The sequence below is a fragment of the Streptomyces sedi genome, assembly GCF_006335015.1.
Classification (GTDB): Bacteria; Actinomycetota; Actinomycetes; order Streptomycetales; family Streptomycetaceae; genus Streptomyces; species Streptomyces sedi.
On record NZ_VDGT01000010.1, the window covers coordinates 130,087 to 145,402 of the forward strand.

14 protein-coding genes are annotated in these 15,316 nt (G+C 73.0%); 9 read left to right on the forward strand and 5 right to left on the reverse strand.

Features of this window, described 5'->3' with window-relative positions:
* Positions 1-223 precede the first annotated feature (223 nt).
* The 4 genes from FH715_RS15205 (at position 224) to FH715_RS15220 (ending at position 4,392) form a co-directional block, all read left to right on the forward strand.
* On the forward strand, positions 224-1,525 hold the full coding sequence (locus FH715_RS15205) for a Gfo/Idh/MocA family oxidoreductase (protein ID WP_139645501.1): 1,302 nt from the start codon (positions 224-226) through the stop codon (positions 1,523-1,525).
* Between the two features lie 79 nt (positions 1,526-1,604).
* Positions 1,605-2,537 carry an ABC transporter ATP-binding protein gene (locus tag FH715_RS15210; protein ID WP_139645503.1) on the forward strand — a complete coding sequence of 311 codons (933 nt, stop codon included), beginning with the start codon at positions 1,605-1,607 and terminating at the stop codon, positions 2,535-2,537.
* Positions 2,537-3,310 (forward strand): ABC transporter permease, encoded by a 774-nt coding sequence (locus FH715_RS15215; protein WP_139645505.1) that lies wholly within the window; start codon positions 2,537-2,539, stop codon positions 3,308-3,310. Before FH715_RS15210 ends, FH715_RS15215 begins: the two co-directional genes overlap by 1 nt.
* Before the next feature lie 95 nt (positions 3,311-3,405).
* The gene (locus tag FH715_RS15220) at positions 3,406-4,392 is read left to right on the forward strand and encodes a COX15/CtaA family protein (RefSeq protein WP_246108753.1); all 987 of its coding nucleotides are present in this window, start codon (positions 3,406-3,408) and stop codon (positions 4,390-4,392) included.
* A 39-nt stretch (positions 4,393-4,431) separates the two neighbouring features.
* Here the strand turns inward: FH715_RS15220 and FH715_RS15225 are convergent, their stop codons facing one another.
* From FH715_RS15225 to FH715_RS15235, 3 genes are all read right to left on the reverse strand, one after another.
* Complete coding sequence (locus FH715_RS15225; RefSeq protein ID WP_139645507.1) at positions 4,432-4,782, reverse strand: glyoxalase superfamily protein; 351 nt, start codon at positions 4,780-4,782, stop codon at positions 4,432-4,434.
* Positions 4,783-4,828: 46 nt separating this feature from the next.
* Positions 4,829-5,248: a hypothetical protein gene (locus tag FH715_RS15230; protein ID WP_246108754.1), complete on the reverse strand. Its 420-nt coding sequence runs from the start codon at positions 5,246-5,248 to the stop codon at positions 4,829-4,831.
* A gap of 62 nt (positions 5,249-5,310) precedes the next feature.
* Entirely contained in the window at positions 5,311-6,252 is a 942-nt protein-coding gene (locus FH715_RS15235; RefSeq protein WP_139645509.1) for a heme o synthase, read from the reverse strand.
* A 400-nt stretch (positions 6,253-6,652) separates the two neighbouring features.
* Between FH715_RS15235 and tkt the strand changes: the two genes are divergently transcribed.
* The 5 genes from tkt to pgl are packed head-to-tail and all read left to right on the forward strand — an operon-like array spanning position 6,653 to position 13,131.
* Positions 6,653-8,731: a transketolase gene (gene tkt / locus FH715_RS15240; protein ID WP_139645511.1), complete on the forward strand. Its 2,079-nt coding sequence runs from the start codon at positions 6,653-6,655 to the stop codon at positions 8,729-8,731.
* A gap of 36 nt (positions 8,732-8,767) precedes the next feature.
* On the forward strand, positions 8,768-9,886 hold the full coding sequence (gene tal, locus FH715_RS15245) for a transaldolase (protein WP_139645513.1): 1,119 nt from the start codon (positions 8,768-8,770) through the stop codon (positions 9,884-9,886).
* A 16-nt stretch (positions 9,887-9,902) separates the two neighbouring features.
* Entirely contained in the window at positions 9,903-11,429 is a 1,527-nt protein-coding gene (gene zwf / locus FH715_RS15250; protein ID WP_139645667.1) for a glucose-6-phosphate dehydrogenase, read from the forward strand.
* Positions 11,426-12,385 carry a glucose-6-phosphate dehydrogenase assembly protein OpcA gene (opcA, locus tag FH715_RS15255; protein WP_139645515.1) on the forward strand — a complete coding sequence of 320 codons (960 nt, stop codon included), beginning with the start codon at positions 11,426-11,428 and terminating at the stop codon, positions 12,383-12,385. Before zwf ends, opcA begins: the two co-directional genes overlap by 4 nt.
* A gap of 38 nt (positions 12,386-12,423) precedes the next feature.
* Positions 12,424-13,131, forward strand: coding sequence for a 6-phosphogluconolactonase (gene pgl, locus FH715_RS15260; protein WP_425472720.1), 708 nt, complete (start codon positions 12,424-12,426; stop codon positions 13,129-13,131).
* A 28-nt stretch (positions 13,132-13,159) separates the two neighbouring features.
* Here pgl and pgi read toward each other — a convergent pair whose 3' ends face one another.
* Together pgi and FH715_RS15270 are read right to left on the reverse strand one after the other, a co-directional pair.
* A complete protein-coding gene (pgi, locus tag FH715_RS15265) occupies positions 13,160-14,812 on the reverse strand; it encodes a glucose-6-phosphate isomerase (protein ID WP_139645519.1) in 1,653 nt (550 codons plus the stop codon).
* 156 nt (positions 14,813-14,968) lie between these two features.
* Positions 14,969-15,304, reverse strand: coding sequence for an RNA polymerase-binding protein RbpA (locus tag FH715_RS15270; RefSeq protein WP_097228922.1), 336 nt, complete (start codon positions 15,302-15,304; stop codon positions 14,969-14,971).
* Between the last annotated feature and the right edge of the window lie 12 nt (positions 15,305-15,316).

Here is a 15,316-nt window from a genome sequence, read left to right on the forward strand (position 1 = left end):
TGCGTAATTCCGGCGAGGCGAGCAAGCCGCGTTCTGACCAGCCGGGATGCAGTACATCACGTAAGGCGAACCTAACCTCACGCCGGGGCCGCCCACCCGCGTCCGACCACCCCTTGACGCGCCAGGGGCGAGGGGAAAGGGTGGAGCCGGCGCCGGGGTAAGCGCTTTCTGCGACCGTCCCTGGCGCCGCACGAACCGCCGCGCACCCTCGGGAGAACCTCCGATGACACGTCGCTACGCCCTGGTCGGCCTCGGCAGCCGCGCCCGCCTCTACGCGGACGCGCTGCTCGGCGACTGGCGGGACGCAGGAGAGATCGCCGCCCTCTGCGACACCAACCAGACCCGGATGAACCACCACAACGACCGCATCCGGGCCGCCGGCCTCGACCCCGTTCCCACCTTTCACCCGGACGCCTTCGACCAGGTGCTGGCGGCCGTCGACGCCGTCGTGGTGACCACCGTGGACGCCACCCACGCCCGCTACGTGGTGGCCGCCCTGGAGGCCGGCAAGGACGTGGTCGTCGAGAAGCCGATGACCACCGACGCCGCCGGCTGCGCCGCCATCGCCGAGGCCGCGGAGCGGGGCCCCGGCCGGCTGGTCGTGACGTTCAACTACCGCTACTCGCCCCGGAACTCCGCCGTCCGCCGGGCGCTCGCCGAGGGGGCGATCGGGCAGGTCACCGGCGTGCACTTCGAGTGGGCGCTGGACACCCTGCACGGCGCCGACTACTTCCGCCGCTGGCACCGGGAGTTCCGGAACTCCGGCGGGCTGCTGGTCCACAAGTCGACCCACCACTTCGACCTGGTCAACTGGTGGCTCGACGCGGGCCCCGAGCTGGTCTTCGCCCAGCAGCAGCTGCGCTTCTACGGCGACGCCAACCCGCCGGCCGCCGAGCTGGGCCCCCGCCCCGAGCGCTCGCACGGCGCGCCGGGCCTTGGCAGCGACCCGTTCCTGCGGGACATGGCGGCCGACCCGGCGCTGAAGGCGCTCTACCTGGACGCCGAGCACGAGGACGGCTACCTCCGCGACCGCGATGTCTTCGGCCCCGGCATCGACATCTCGGACACCATGTCGCTGCTGGTCAGGTACGACAACGGCGCGCAGCTGACCTACGCGCTGCACGCCTACGCCCCCTGGGAGGGCTACCGGGTGGTCTTCAACGGCACCGGTGGGCGGCTGGAGCTGGAGGTGGTGGAACGCGCCTGGGCCTCGCGCGAGGCAGCGATCGACCCCAGCGCCGCCGACCACGGCGACGACGACGGCCACACGGAGCGGCTGACGCTGCACCAGCACTGGCAGCCGCCGCGGGACGTGCCGATCGAGCAGGGCACCGGCGGGCACGGCGGCGGCGACCGGCTGCTGCTGGACGACGTCTTCCGGGGCGCGAGCGAGGACCCGCTGCGCCGGCAGGCGGGCTATCTGGCCGGCATCCGCTCCGTGCTGACCGGGGTCGCGGGCAACGAGTCGGCCCGGACCGGGCTCCCGGTGCGGCTCACGGACGGCGGCACCCGGCTGGCCGACTGAGCGCCTCCCGGGCCGCGCGGGGTCGGCCCATGCGCACCCGGGCGCGGGCCCGGGGCGCCGGCCGACCTAGACTCGGCCCATGCGCAGCGCGGGGGATCAACCGGCGGTCGAGGCGGTCGGCCTGGTCAAGCGGTACGGGGAACGGATCGCCGTCGACGGCCTCGATCTCACCGTTCCCGCCCACTCGGTCACGGCGGTGCTGGGGCCCAACGGCGCCGGCAAGACCACCACCATCGAGGCGTGCGAGGGCTACCGCCGGGTGGACGCCGGCCGGCTGCGGGTACTGGGACTCGACCCGGCCGTGGACGGCGAGAAGCTGCGCTCACGAATCGGTGTGATGTTGCAGGAGGGGGGCGTGTATCCCGGCGCGCGCGCCGGGGAGATGCTCCGGCACATGGCGAGCCTCTACGCACACCCTCTCGACGTGGACGCGCTCGGCGAGCGCCTGGGCCTCGGCTCCTGCGGCCGAACCCCCTACCGCCGCCTCTCCGGCGGCCAGCGGCAGCGGCTGGCGCTGGCGATGGCCGTGGTCGGCCGGCCAGAGCTGGTCTTCCTGGACGAGCCGACGGCCGGGCTCGACCCGCAGGCCCGGCAGGCGGCCTGGGAGCTGGTGCGCGAGCTGCGGGCGGACGGGGTCACCGTGGTGCTCAGCACCCATCTGATGGACGAGGCCGAGGAGTTGGCGGACCGGGTGGCCATCCTGGACGGCGGCCGGGTGATCGCCGACGGCACCCCCGCCGAGCTGTGCCGGGGCGGCGCGGGGGACGTGCTGCGCTTCGCCGGCCGCCCGGGGCTGGACCTCGCCTCGCTCCGCGCGGCGCTGCCGGCGGACAGCGAGGTCAGCGAGCCGACGCCGGGCAGCTACCGGATCACCGGCGACGTGGGGCCGAGGCTGCTGGCCACGGTCACCGCCTGGTGCGCCCAGCACGGGGTGCTGGCCGACCGGATCACCACCAGGCGTCACACGCTGGAGGACGTCTTCCTGGAACTGACGGGCAGGGAGCTCCGCTGATGGCCACCACGACCGGACACCACTCCCCCGCCCCCGGCGCCGCGCCCTACCCGCGGATGATCCTGGCGCAGACCGCGCTGGAGACGCGGATGCTGCTGCGGCACGGGGAGCAGCTGCTGCTCACGGTGATCATCCCGACGCTGCTGCTGGTGCTCTTCAGCACCGTCGACCTGATCGACACCGGCCCCGGCGAGCGGGTCGACTTCCTCACCCCCGGGGTGCTGGCCCTGGCGGTGCTGTCGACGGCGTTCACCGGGCAGGCCATCGCCACCGGGTACGAGCGGCGTTACGGCGTGCTCAAGCGGCTGGGCGTCTCACCGCTGCCGCGGTGGGCACTGCTGTTGGGGAAGACGGGCGCGGTGCTGGTCACGCTGGTGCTCCAGACGGTGCTGCTGGTCGCGGTGGCGCTGGCGCTCGGCTGGTCGCCCCGGGGGAACCCGCTGGCCGTGGTCGGGCTGATGCTGCTGGGCACCGCGGCGCTGTCGGGGCTCGGGCTGCTGATGGCGGGGACGCTGCGGGCGGAGGCGACGCTGGCCGCCGCCAACCTGCTCTTCGTGCTGCTGGTGCTCTTCGGCGGGGTGGTGGTGCCGCTGGAGGAGTATCCGGGGGCGCTGCGCACCGTGCTGGAGCTGCTGCCGGTGCCGGCGCTCGCCGAGGGGCTGCGCGAGGTGCTGCGGGAGGGCGGCTGGCCGGCGCTCCGGGACGTGGCGGTGCTGGCCGGCTGGTCGGCCGCCGGGCTCGGCCTGGCGGCGCGCTTCTTCCGCTGGGAGTGACCCGCTCCGTCGGCAGTGGCCCGTCAGCCGGGCCCCCGTGGCACCGGGGGTGGGGCTCGTGAATCCACGCACAAGCGGGGGCCTACGATGAGCGGGTGCTCAAGGAAGTCGTGCGAAACCCCCTCGCCTTTGTCGCCGCCCGCTGGACGCCCCGGCCGGAGACCGTCCGCCGCGCGGCGCTGGCCGCCCTGGTGATGAGCGTCGTCATCGTGGTGAGCGGGGGCGCGGTCCGGCTGACCGGCTCCGGCCTCGGCTGCGACACCTGGCCCAAGTGCAGCGACGACAGCCTGGTGGCGACCTCCGAGATGGGCTTCCACGGCGCCATAGAGTTCGGCAACCGGATGATGACCTATGTGGTCTGCGCCGCCGTCGGCTGGTTCATCGTCGCCGCCAGGTCGGCGAAGCCCCGGCGCCGCTCGCTGACCAGGCTGGGGTGGGCGCAGTTCTGGGTGGTGGCGTCGAACGGCGTGATCGGCGGCATCACCGTGCTGACCGAGCTGAACCCCTTCATCGTCGCGGGCCACTTCCTCGCCGCCACCGCGCTGGTCACCGTCACCACGCTCAGCTGGGTGCGGGCCCGCGAGGGCGACGGGCCGCCCCGGCCGCTGGTGGGGCCCCCCGTGCGGCGCGCCGTCGCCGCGCTGACGGTGCTGTCGGCCGCGCTGGTCGTCGTCGGCACCGCGGTCACCGGCTCCGGCAAGCACGCGGGCGACGAGAGCGACATCGAGCGGATGCCGTTCGACTGGGAGACCATCACGCGGGTGCACTCGGCCCTGGCGTGGGTCGTGGTGCTCGGCGCCCTCGCGATCTGGCTCGGGCTGCGCATGATGGACGCCCCGCCGGCGGTGCTGGGCAGGGCACGCGACCTGGTGCTGGTGCTGCTGGCGCAGGGCGCGATCGGCTATGTGCAGTACGCCCTCGACGAGCCCGAACTCCTCGTGGCCTTCCACCTGCTGGGCGCGACCCTGGTGTGGATCAGCGTGCTGCGGCTGCTGCTGGCCACCCGCGAGCGGGCCGAGACCGAGCCGTCCGACGAGGAGCCCACCGCGCCCGAGCCCGCCCCGCTGGCCACGGCCTCCTGACCCGAACGGGGCCCGGCGGACCCTCCGGCGGCCGGCCGGCTACTCGGCCGCCGGGCCGGATATGCGCAGCCGGTTCCCCGACGGGTCGGTCAGCTCCAGCTCCCGTCCCCAGGGCTGGACCCGCGGGGTGACCCCGAACTCCTCGGCCACCGCGTCCAGATCGGCCAGCCGCAGGTAGACCAGCCCGCCGGCCGGCGCGTCCCCCTCGTGCTCGGAGAGGAAGAGCCGCAACGGTCCCCTGCCCACCTCGGCGAAGGCCGGGAAGCCCGGCTCGAAGCGGTGCTCCCAGCACAGTCCGAAGCCGAGGCGGAGATACCACCCGAGCACGGCGGCCAGCTCCCTGACCCTCAGGACGGGGACGGCCTGCTCGGCGGCGACGTTCTTCTTCATGCGGGCATGGTGCACCATGCCACTGACAGTCGGCCGGAGCCGCAGGTCAGGCGGCCTTCGCCGAACTTCCGGCGGTGGTCGGCCCGTTCGCCCCGCCGCCCTCGGCGGCCCCGCCGATGCCCAGGCCCGCCATCCGCGACCACTCGTAGGGTCCGGTGCGCACCCGGGCGGCCAACTCGCCGTCGAAGGAGTCCCGCAGCGTGACGCCGGCCCGCTCGGCGGCCCTGGCGAGGATGTCCCTGCCGGGCGCCACCTGGTCGCCGAGAGTCCCGTCCTCGCCGACCAGCACCAGCCGGTAGCCGCGCTCCCCGAGGTAACTGATCTGGCCCTCGGTGCCGGCCCCGTGGCGCGCGACGAAGCCGCGCAGCCGGCGGGTCACCCGCGCCGTGCGGCGTTCGGTCGCGCGGTCGGTGACGACCTCGTCGGGGACCGAAGCGTTCTCGGCGTTCTCCGCAGTGTCAGTCATGGCCCGTATGCTACGCGCCAGTAGCACACGGGGGCCGTGGGGACCTTCGATCCGGCGCCGGCTCAGCGCAGGAACGGGTCGATGGCGACCGCGAGGAAGAGCAGCGAGACGTAGGTGATGGACCAGTGGAAGAGCCGCATCTCCTTGAGCTTCGCGCCCGTGACGCCGGCCCGGGCGCGGGCGTGCAGCGCGTGCGCCTCCCAGAGCCACCAGCCGCCGGCCACCACCGCGACCACGGGGTAGAACCAGCCGGTGTACCCCATCGGCCACAGCAGCAGCGAGACGCCGACCATCACCCAGCTGTAGAGGACGATCTGCCGCGCCACCGCGCGGTTGCCCGCGACGACCGGCAGCATCGGCACGCCGACCCGGGCGTAGTCCTCCTTGACCTTCATGGACAGCGGCCAGTAGTGCGGCGGCGTCCAGAAGAACATCACGAGGAAGAGGATCACGGCCGCCCAGGAGAGCTCGCCGGTCACCGAGGACCATCCGATGAGCACCGGCATACAGCCGGCGATGCCGCCCCAGACGATGTTCTGCTTGGTCCGCCGCTTCAGCAGCATCGTGTAGACCAGCACGTAGAAGAGGAGCGCGCCCAACGCGAGCCACGCGGAGAACCAGTTGACCGTCCAGCCGAGCCAGGCCGTGGAGACCACGGCCAGCACGAGGCCGAAGGTCAGGCACTCGGCGGGCGAGACGACCCCGGTCACCAGCGGGCGGTTGCGGGTCCGCTCCATCAGCGCGTCGATGTCCCGGTCGAACCACATGTTCAGCGCGTTGGCGCCACCCGCCGACAGATAGCCGCCGACGCAGGTGGCCAGGACCAGCCACAGGTCGGGCACGTCCTGCGCCGCGAGGAACATCACCGGCACCGTGGTGATCAGCAGCAGCTCGATGATGCGCGGCTTCGTCAGCGCGATGAACGCCTTGACCCGGTCTCCCGTGGACCAATGGTCGGAGCCCGAATCGGACCCTGCCACAGGGCGGGAATCAACGGCCGTCACGGGCACCTCTGGATGTGTGACATCAGCGATCGAAGAGCGTCCGTCCACCCGTGGGGGCGGAGGGAGCCTGGGGCGTGTTGGGCGGGCCCCGGCCGACGTTCCGCCGGTGGACGAGGTCCGCACATACGCCGTCACTTTAGTCGCCCTGGTCCGCCGGCCCGCCCCGGGGGTGCCGTGTTGGCGCACCGACCGCCGATCGGGCCCGGAGCGGGACCCGCGGGAGGGGCCGGGCGCACGGCCGGCCGGAGCGGAGGCGCCGGCGCCGAACCAACCGCCAGCGCCCAGGGAACGGCGCGTTGGCCAGAGGTAGGCTCGACCCGGCCGGGTGAACCGCAGCCGCCGCCGGCGGGGACCGCGGAATCACCCGCCACGCACCGCCGGAGAGGAGCCCTGACGCAGGGTGAGCAGCAAGCCGACGACCTCAGACCTCGACTGGACCGAACTGGACCAACGGGCCGTTGACACCGCCCGCGTCCTGGCCATGGACTCCGTGCAGAAGGTCGGCAACGGCCATCCCGGCACGGCCATGAGCCTGGCCCCCGCCGCCCATCTGCTCTTCCAGAAGCTGATGCGGCACGACCCGACCTCCCCCGACTGGGCCGGCAGGGACCGCTTCGTGCTGTCCGTCGGCCACTCAAGCCTGACCCTCTACATCCAGCTCTACCTGGCGGGCTACGGCCTGGAGCTGGACGACCTCAAGTCCTTCCGCACCTGGGGCTCCCGCACCCCCGGCCACCCCGAGTACGGCCACACGGCCGGCGTCGAGACCACGACGGGCCCGCTCGGGCAGGGCGTGGCCAACGCGGTGGGCATGGCGATGGCCGCCCGTTACGAGCGGGGCCTCTTCGACCCGGAGGCCGAGCCGGGCACCTCCCCGTTCGACCACACCATCTGGGTCATCGCCGGCGACGGGGACCTCCAGGAGGGCGTCGCCGCCGAGGCCGCCTCGCTCGCCGGGCACCAGCGCCTGGGGAACCTGGTGCTGCTCTACGACGACAACCACATCTCCATCGAGGGCGACACCCAGACCGCGTTCTCCGAGGACGTGCTGGCCCGCTTCGAGTCCTACGGCTGGGACGTGCGGAGGGTCGCGCCGCGGGAGAGCGGCGACCTGGACCCGGCCGCGCTGCACGAGGCGTTCCAGGGCGCGCGGGCGGTCACGGACAGGCCGTCGATCATCGCGGCCCGTTCGATCATCGCCTGGCCGGCGCCGCACGCGCAGAACACGGAGGCCGCGCACGGCTCCGCGCTCGGCGCCGAGGAGGTCGCCGCCACCAAGCGGGTGCTGGGCTTCGACCCGGAGGCCGACTTCGCCGTCGCGCCCGAGGTGCTGGCGCACTCCAGGGAGGCCGTGGAGCGCGGCCAGACGGCCCGCGCCGACTGGGAGAAGCGCCTCGTCGGATGGCGGGAGGCCAACCCGGAGCGGGCCGCCCTCTTCGACCGGGTGCGCGCCGGCGAGCTGCCGGACGGCTGGGAGAAGGCGCTGCCCGCGTTCGACGCCGGCGGCGAGGTCGCCACCCGCAAGGCCTCGGGTCAGGTCCTCAAGGCCCTGGGCGCGGTGCTGCCCGAGCTGTGGGGCGGCTCCGCCGACCTCGCCGGCTCGAACAACACCACGATCGACGCCTCCTCCTCCTTCCTCCCCGCGGGCAACCCGCTCGGCGAGGCCGACCCGTACGGCCGCACGGTGCACTTCGGCATCCGCGAGCACGCGATGGGCTCGGCGATGAACGGCGTGGCGCTGCACGGGAACACCCGGATCTACGGCGGCACCTTCCTGGTCTTCTCCGACTACATGCGCCCCGCGGTGCGGCTGGCCGCCCTGATGCGGCTGCCGGTCACCTACGTCTGGACGCACGACTCGATCGGCCTGGGCGAGGACGGCCCGACCCACCAGCCGGTCGAGCACCTCGCGGCGCTGCGCGCCATCCCCGGGCTGAACGTGGTCCGCCCCGCCGACGCCAACGAGACCAGCATCGCCTGGCGGGAGATCCTGCGCCGGCACTCCTCGGCCCCCGCCCCCCACGGGCTGGCGCTGACCCGGCAGAACGTCCCGGTCTACGCGGCCAACGAGGACACCGCCAGGGGCGGCTACGTCCACACCGAGGCGGAGGGCGGCGCGGCCCGCGTCCTCCTGATCGGCACCGGCTCCGAGGTGCACCTGGCGCTCGCCGCCAGGGAGGCCCTCCAGGCCGAGGGGGTGCCCACTCGGGTGGTGTCGATGCCCTGCGCCGAGTGGTTCGAGGAGCAGGACCAGGCGTACCGGGATCATGTGCTGTTGCCCGAGGTGCACGCCAGGGTCGCGGTCGAGGCCGGCGTCGGTCTCTCCTGGCACCGTTACGTCGGTCAGGCGGGTCGGGTGGTCTCGCTGGAGCACTTCGGCGCTTCGGCCGACTACCGGACCCTCTACCGGGAGTTCGGCATCACCCCGGAGGCCGTCGCCCAGGCGGCGCGGGAATCCCTGTCCGCGGCCGAGCGCTGACATCGACACACACGACAGCAGGAGACGCGAAATTCCATGACCGACGCACTGAAGCGCCTCTCCGAGGAGGGCGTCGCGATCTGGCTGGACGACCTGTCCCGCAGGCGGATCTCGTCCGGCGACCTCGCCGAGCTGCTCGACCAGCAGCACGTGGTGGGGGTGACGACCAACCCGACGATCTTCCAGAAGGCCATCTCGCACGGGGACGGCTACGAGGAGCAGCTGGCCGACCTCGCGACCCGCCGCGTCACGGTTGAGGAGGCCGTGCGCATGATCACCACCGCCGACGTGCGGGACGCCGCCGACGTGCTGCGGCCGGTGCACGAGGCGACCGACGGCCAGGACGGCCGGGTCTCCATCGAGGTCGACCCGCGCCTGGCGCACGACACCCGCGCGACCGTGGCCGAGGCCAAGCAGCTGGCCTGGCTGGTCGACCGGCCCAACACGTTCATCAAGATCCCGGCGACCAGGGCCGGGCTGCCCGCGATCACCGAGACCATCGCGCGCGGCATCAGCGTCAACGTCACGCTGATCTTCTCGCTGGAGCGCTACCGCGAGGTGATGGACGCCTACCAGAAGGGTCTGGAGCAGGCGAGGGCCAAGGGCCTGGAGCTGGACCAGATCTACTCGGTGGCGTCGTTCTTCGTCTCCCGGGTGGACACCGAGATCGACAAGCGCCTGAGCGCCGTCGGCACCCCCGAGGCCACCGCGCTGCGCGGCAAGGCGGCCGTGGCCAACGCCCGGCTCGCCTACCAGGCGTTCGAGGAGGTCGTCGCCGCCGACCGCTGGCAGGCGCTGGAGCGCGCCGGGGCCAACGTGCAGCGCCCGCTGTGGGCCTCCACCGGCGTGAAGGACCCGGACTACCCGGACACCCTCTACGTCACCGAGCTGGTCGCCCCCGGCACCGTCAACACCATGCCGGAGGACACCCTCAAGGCGACCGAGGACCACGGTGAGATCACCGGGAACACGGTCGCCGGCACCTACGAGCAGGCGCGCGCCGACCTGGACGCGCTGGCCGGCGTCGGCGTCGACTACGACGACGTGGTGCGGGTGCTGGAGGACGAGGGCGTGGAGAAGTTCGAGAAGGCATGGATCGGTCTGCTGGAGTCCACCAAGGCGGAGCTGGAGCGCCTGGTGGGCGAGGAGGGTTGAGCCGCCGGTGAGCGGAATCGGGAACCACGCAAACCCGCTACGCGACGCCCAGGACCGCCGACTGCCCCGCATCGCGGGGCCGTCGGGCCTGGTCATCTTCGGGGTCACCGGTGACCTCTCCCGCAAGAAGCTGATGCCGGCCGTCTACGACCTGTCCAACCGCGGGCTGCTGCCGCCCGGTTTCTCCCTGGTCGGTTTCGCCCGCAGGGACTGGGCGGACGAGGACTTCGCCCGGGTCGTGCACGACTCGGTCAAGCAGCACGCCAGGACCCCGTTCCGCGAGGAGGTCTGGCGCCAGCTGGCCGAGGGGATGCGCTTCGTCCAGGGCACGTTCGACGACGACGAGGCGTTCACCCGGCTGCGCGACACCATCGGGGAGCTGGACAAGGCGCGCGGCACCGGGGGGAACTTCGCGTTCTACCTCTCCGTCCCGCCGAAGTACTTCCCCACGGTGGTCCGGCAGCTGAAGAAGCACCGGCTCTCCGAGGCCCCGGGCGACAGCTGGCGGCGGGCGGTCATCGAGAAGCCCTTCGGCCACGACCTGGCCTCCGCCCAGGAGCTGAACCGGGTGGTGCACGACGTCTTCCCGGCGCACGAGGTCTTTCGGATCGACCACTACCTGGGCAAGGAGACGGTCCAGAACATCCTGGCCCTGCGCTTCGCCAACACCATGTTCGAGCCGCTGTGGAACCGCTCGTTCGTGGACCATGTCCAGATCACCATGGCCGAGGACATCGGCATCGGCGGCCGGGCCGGGTACTACGACGGCATCGGCTCCGCCAGGGACGTCATCCAGAACCACCTGCTCCAGCTGCTGGCGCTGACGGCGATGGAGGAGCCCTCCTCGTTCGACGCGGACACCCTGGTCACCGAGAAGCTCAAGGTGTTGAACGCCGTGAACCTCCCGGAGGACCTGGGCCTGCACACGGTGCGCGGGCAGTACGCGGCCGGGTGGCAGGGCGGCGAGAAGGTCGCCGGCTATCTGGAGGAGGACGGCATCGACCCGGCCTCCGTCACGGACACCTACGCGGCGATAAAGCTGGAGATCGACAACCGCCGCTGGGCGGGCGTCCCCTTCTACCTGCGGACGGGCAAGCGGCTCGGCCGGCGGGTGACGGAGATCGCGGTCGTCTTCCAGCGCGCGCCGTACTCCCCGTTCAACACGACGGACACCCAGGAGCTGGGGCGCAACGCCCTGGTGATCCGGGTGCAGCCGGACGAGGGGATCACGGTCCGCTTCGGCTCGAAGGTGCCCGGCACCCAGATGGAGATCAGGGACGTCACGATGGACTTCGCCTACGGCGAGTCCTTCACGGAGTCCAGCCCCGAGGCGTACGAACGGCTGCTGCTCGACCTGCTGCTGGGGGACGCCAACCTCTTCCCCCGGCACCAGGAGGTCGAGCGGTCCTGGGAGATCCTCGACCCGGTGGAGGAGTTCTGGGCGAGCCACGGCAAGCCCGAGCCGTACACCGCCGGCACCTGGGGCCCCAAGGCGGCGGACGACATGCTGGCGCGCGACGGACGGAGCTGGCGGCGGCCATGAACATCGATCTCACGGACACCACGTCGAGCCAGATCAACGCCACGCTGGTGCGCGCCCGCAGGACCACGGGCTCACCGGCCGTCGGCATGGTGCTGACGATGGTCATCGTGACCGACGAGGGCAACCACTACGACGCGCTCAAGGCCGCCAACGAGGCGTCCAAGGAGCACCCGTCGCGGACCCTCGTCGTCATCAGGCGACCGGCCCGCTCCGCGCGTGAACGGGCGGCCTCCGCCCGGCTCGACGCCGAGGTGCGGGTCGGCGGGGACACCGGCATCGGGGAGACGGTGCTGCTGCGGCTGCACGGAGAGTTGGCCGGGCACGCGCACAGCGCCGTGCTGCCGCTGCTGCTGCCGGACGCGCCGGTGGTGGTGTGGTGGCCCGACGAGGCGCCGACGCATCCGTCGAACGACCCGCTGGGCGCGTTGGCCCAGCGTCGGATCACGGACGCGGCGGCGGCCGAGGACCCGTCGGCCGACCTGGCCACACGGGCCGACGTCTACTCGCCGGGCGACACGGATCTGGCCTGGACCCGGATCACCCCGTGGCGCAGCGTGCTGGCGGCGGCGCTGGACCAGACGCACTCCACGGTCACGGCCGCCGAGGTCGAGGGCGAGGAGCACAACCCGAGCACCGACCTGCTGGCGTACTGGCTCGGCCGTCGACTGGACGTGCCGGTGACCAGGACGGCGGCCCAGGGCCCGGGGATCACGGCCGTGCGGCTGACCGTCGAGGACGGCGAGATCTGCCTGGACCGCCCCGACGGCTCCATGGCGACCCTGGCCGTCCCGGGGCAGCCCAACCGGCATGTGGCACTCAACCGCAGGGACACCTCGGAGCTGCTGGCGGAGGAGCTGCGCCGGCTCGACCCCGACGAGGCGTACGAGGAGGCGATCCGGGCGGGCCGCGAGATCACGCTGGTCACGGCGGGCGCCTCGGGCGAGGCCGCGTCGTGACCGCGCCGCGGCTGCTGGTCCACCGCGACCAGCGGCTGATGGCCGAGGCCGCGGCGGCGCGGCTGATCACCGTCGTCCAGGACGCGCAGGCCACGCGCGGCTCGGCGTCCGTGGTGCTGACCGGGGGGCGGAACGGCAACGGCCTGCTGGCCGCGCTGGCCGCCGCCCCGGCCAGGGACGCCGTCGACTGGTCGCGGATCGACCTGTGGTGGGGGGACGAGCGGTTCCTGCCGTCCGGTGACCCCGAGCGCAACCACACGCAGGCCGCCCGGGCCCTGCTGGACGCCGTGCCGGTGGAGCCGGGGCGGGTCCATGTGATGCCGGCCTCGGACGGCCCCTACGGCGAGGACGCCGAGGCGGCGGCCGAGGCGTACGCCGCCGAACTGGCCGGGGCCACCGACCCGTTCGACGTGGTACTGCTGGGCGTCGGGCCCGACGGCCATGTGGCCTCCCTCTTCCCGGGGCTGCCCGGGGTGCGGGAGGCGGACGCGACGGTGGTGGCGGTACGCGAGGCGCCGAAGCCGCCGCCGACCCGGCTGAGCCTGACCCTGCCGGCGATCAACGCGGCCCGGCAGGTCTGGCTGCTGGCCGCCGGTGCGGACAAGGCGAAGGCGGCGGCGGCCACCCTGGCCCCCAGCGCCCCTGAGGCGACACCGGCCTCCGGGGTCCGGGGCACCGACCGCACGCTGCTGCTGGTCGACCAGGCGGCGGCGGCCGAGCTGCCCCCGGCGGCTGCGGCCGGCTGACGCGACCCAGGACCGCCGGGGGCGTCGCTCACCTGCCGCGCAGCGCGCGGTAGCGGGTGACCAACCCGGCGGTCGACGCGTCGAGCCCCGGAACCTCGGCCCCCTCGGTGAGCGCCGGCTCGACCCGCTTGGCGAGCACCTTGCCCAGCTCGACACCCCACTGGTCGAACGAGTCGATGTCCCAGACGGCGCCCTGCACGAAGACCTTGTGCTCGTAGAGCGCGACCAACTGCCCCAGCACCGAGGGCGACAGCTCGTCGGCGAGGATCGTGGTCGTCGGCCGGTCGCCGGGGAAGGTCCGGTGCGGCACCAGTTCCTCGGCCACCCCCTCGGCGCGCACCTCGTCCGGGGTCTTGCCGAACGCCAGCGCCTGCCCCTGCGCGAAGAGGTTGGCCATCAGCAGGTCGTGCTGGTCGGCGAGGGCCGGCGCCAGCTCGGCGACCGGGCGGGCGAACCCGATCAGGTCGGCGGGGATCAGCTTGGTGCCCTGGTGCAGCAGTTGGTAGTACGCGTGCTGCCCGTTGGTGCCCGGCGTGCCCCAGACGACGGGCCCCGTCTGCCAGCTGACGGGCCGTCCGGCCCGGTCCACGCGCTTGCCGTTGGACTCCATGTCCAACTGCTGGAGATAGGCGGTGAACCGCGAGAGGTAGTGGCTGTACGGCAGCACGGCGTGCGCCTGGGCGTCGAAGAAGGCGCCGTACCAGACGCCCAGCAGACCGAGCAGCAGGGGCGCGTTCTCCTCGGCGGGCGCCGTGCGGAAGTGCTCGTCCATCAGCCGGAAGCCGTCCAGCATTTCCCGGAACCGCTCGGGGCCGATGGCGATCAGCAGCGAAAGGCCGATGGCCGAGTCGTAGGAGTAACGTCCGCCGACCCAGTCCCAGAACTCGAACATGTTGGCCGTGTCGATGCCGAACGCGGCGACCTTCTCCGCGTTGGTCGACACCGCGACGAAGTGCTTGGCCACCGCCGCCTGGTCGCCGGCGAGCCCGTCGAGCAGCCACTGGCGGGCGGAGGTGGCGTTGGTGATGGTCTCGATGGTGGTGAAGGTCTTGGAGGCGACGATGAACAGCGTCGTCGCCGGGTCCAGGTCGCGGACCGCCTCGTGGAGGTCGGAGCCGTCCACGTTGGAGACGAAGCGGAAGTCCAACTCCCGTGCGGTGAACGGCAGCAGCGCCTCGTAGGCCATCGCGGGGCCCAGGTCGGAGCCGCCGATGCCGATGTTGACCACCGTCTCGATCCGCTGCCCGGTGTGCCCCCGCCACGCACCGGAGCGCACCCGCTCGGCGAAGTCCGACAGCCGCGCCAGCACCGCGTGGACGGCCGGAACGACGTTCTCGCCGTCCACCTCGACCACCGCGTCCGCGGGCGCGCGCAGCGCGGTGTGCAGCACCGCCCGGTCCTCGGTGACGTTGATCCGCTCGCCGCGGAACATCGCCTCGCGCAGCCCCGCCACGTCCGTGGCCCTCGCCAACTCCCGCAGCAGGCGCAGCGTCTCGTCCGTCACCAGCTGCTTGGAGTAGTCCAGGTAGAGCCCGCCGACCGCGAGCCCGAACCGCTCGGCCCGCTCCGGGTCCCGGTCGAACAGCTCTCGGAGACCCACCTCGCCCAGCGCGCGCCGGTGTGCGGCCAACGCCTCCCACTCGGGCAGTTGATCGAGCCTGGCCAGGCCACCTTCAGTCATCTTCGCCTCGGCTATCCCTTGTGCCAACGTCGGGACCGACCCTAGTCGATCAGGGATCGGGCGCCGGGCGGAGGACCGTTTCCCCTGACACGGCGCGGGCCCGGATCCCGACCTGGTCGGTCGGGGTCCGGGCCCGGGTGCCGAGGACTCGTGTGCTCAGATCTCGCCGCGCAGCTTGGCGAGCGCCTCCGCGAGGATGGCCTCGCCGTCCGCGTCGCTGCGCCGCTCGCGGACGTAGGCCAGATGCGTCTTGTAGGGCTCGGTCCGGGGTGGGTCCGGCGGAGCGTCGCGCTCGGTGCCTGCCGGGAAACCACAACGAGGACAGTCCCAGCTGTCCGGGATCTGCGCGTCGCTGGCGAAGCTGGGCTGTGTCTCGTGCCCGTTCGCGCACCAGAAGGAGACCCTCAGCCGAGGCGCGGTCTCGCCGCGCTCGGCCTCACCCATGGGCCCCGCCCCGACCCGGCTGCCCCGGATCGCGTTGCCACCTGCCACGGTCGTTACTCC

Coding starts and splice junctions, on each gene's coding strand:
- FH715_RS15205 (WP_139645501.1), top strand. CDS start 224: ATGACACGTCGCTACGCCCTGGTCGGCCTCGGCAGCCGCGCCCGCCTC.
- FH715_RS15210 (WP_139645503.1), top strand. CDS start 1,605: ATGCGCAGCGCGGGGGATCAACCGGCGGTCGAGGCGGTCGGCCTGGTC.
- FH715_RS15215 (WP_139645505.1), top strand. CDS start 2,537: ATGGCCACCACGACCGGACACCACTCCCCCGCCCCCGGCGCCGCGCCC.
- FH715_RS15225 (WP_139645507.1), bottom strand. CDS start 4,782: ATGAAGAAGAACGTCGCCGCCGAGCAGGCCGTCCCCGTCCTGAGGGTC.
- FH715_RS15230 (WP_246108754.1), bottom strand. CDS start 5,248: ATGACTGACACTGCGGAGAACGCCGAGAACGCTTCGGTCCCCGACGAG.
- tal (WP_139645513.1), top strand. CDS start 8,768: ATGACCGACGCACTGAAGCGCCTCTCCGAGGAGGGCGTCGCGATCTGG.
- opcA (WP_139645515.1), top strand. CDS start 11,426: ATGAACATCGATCTCACGGACACCACGTCGAGCCAGATCAACGCCACG.
- pgl (WP_425472720.1), top strand. CDS start 12,424: ATGGCCGAGGCCGCGGCGGCGCGGCTGATCACCGTCGTCCAGGACGCG.
- pgi (WP_139645519.1), bottom strand. CDS start 14,812: ATGACTGAAGGTGGCCTGGCCAGGCTCGATCAACTGCCCGAGTGGGAG.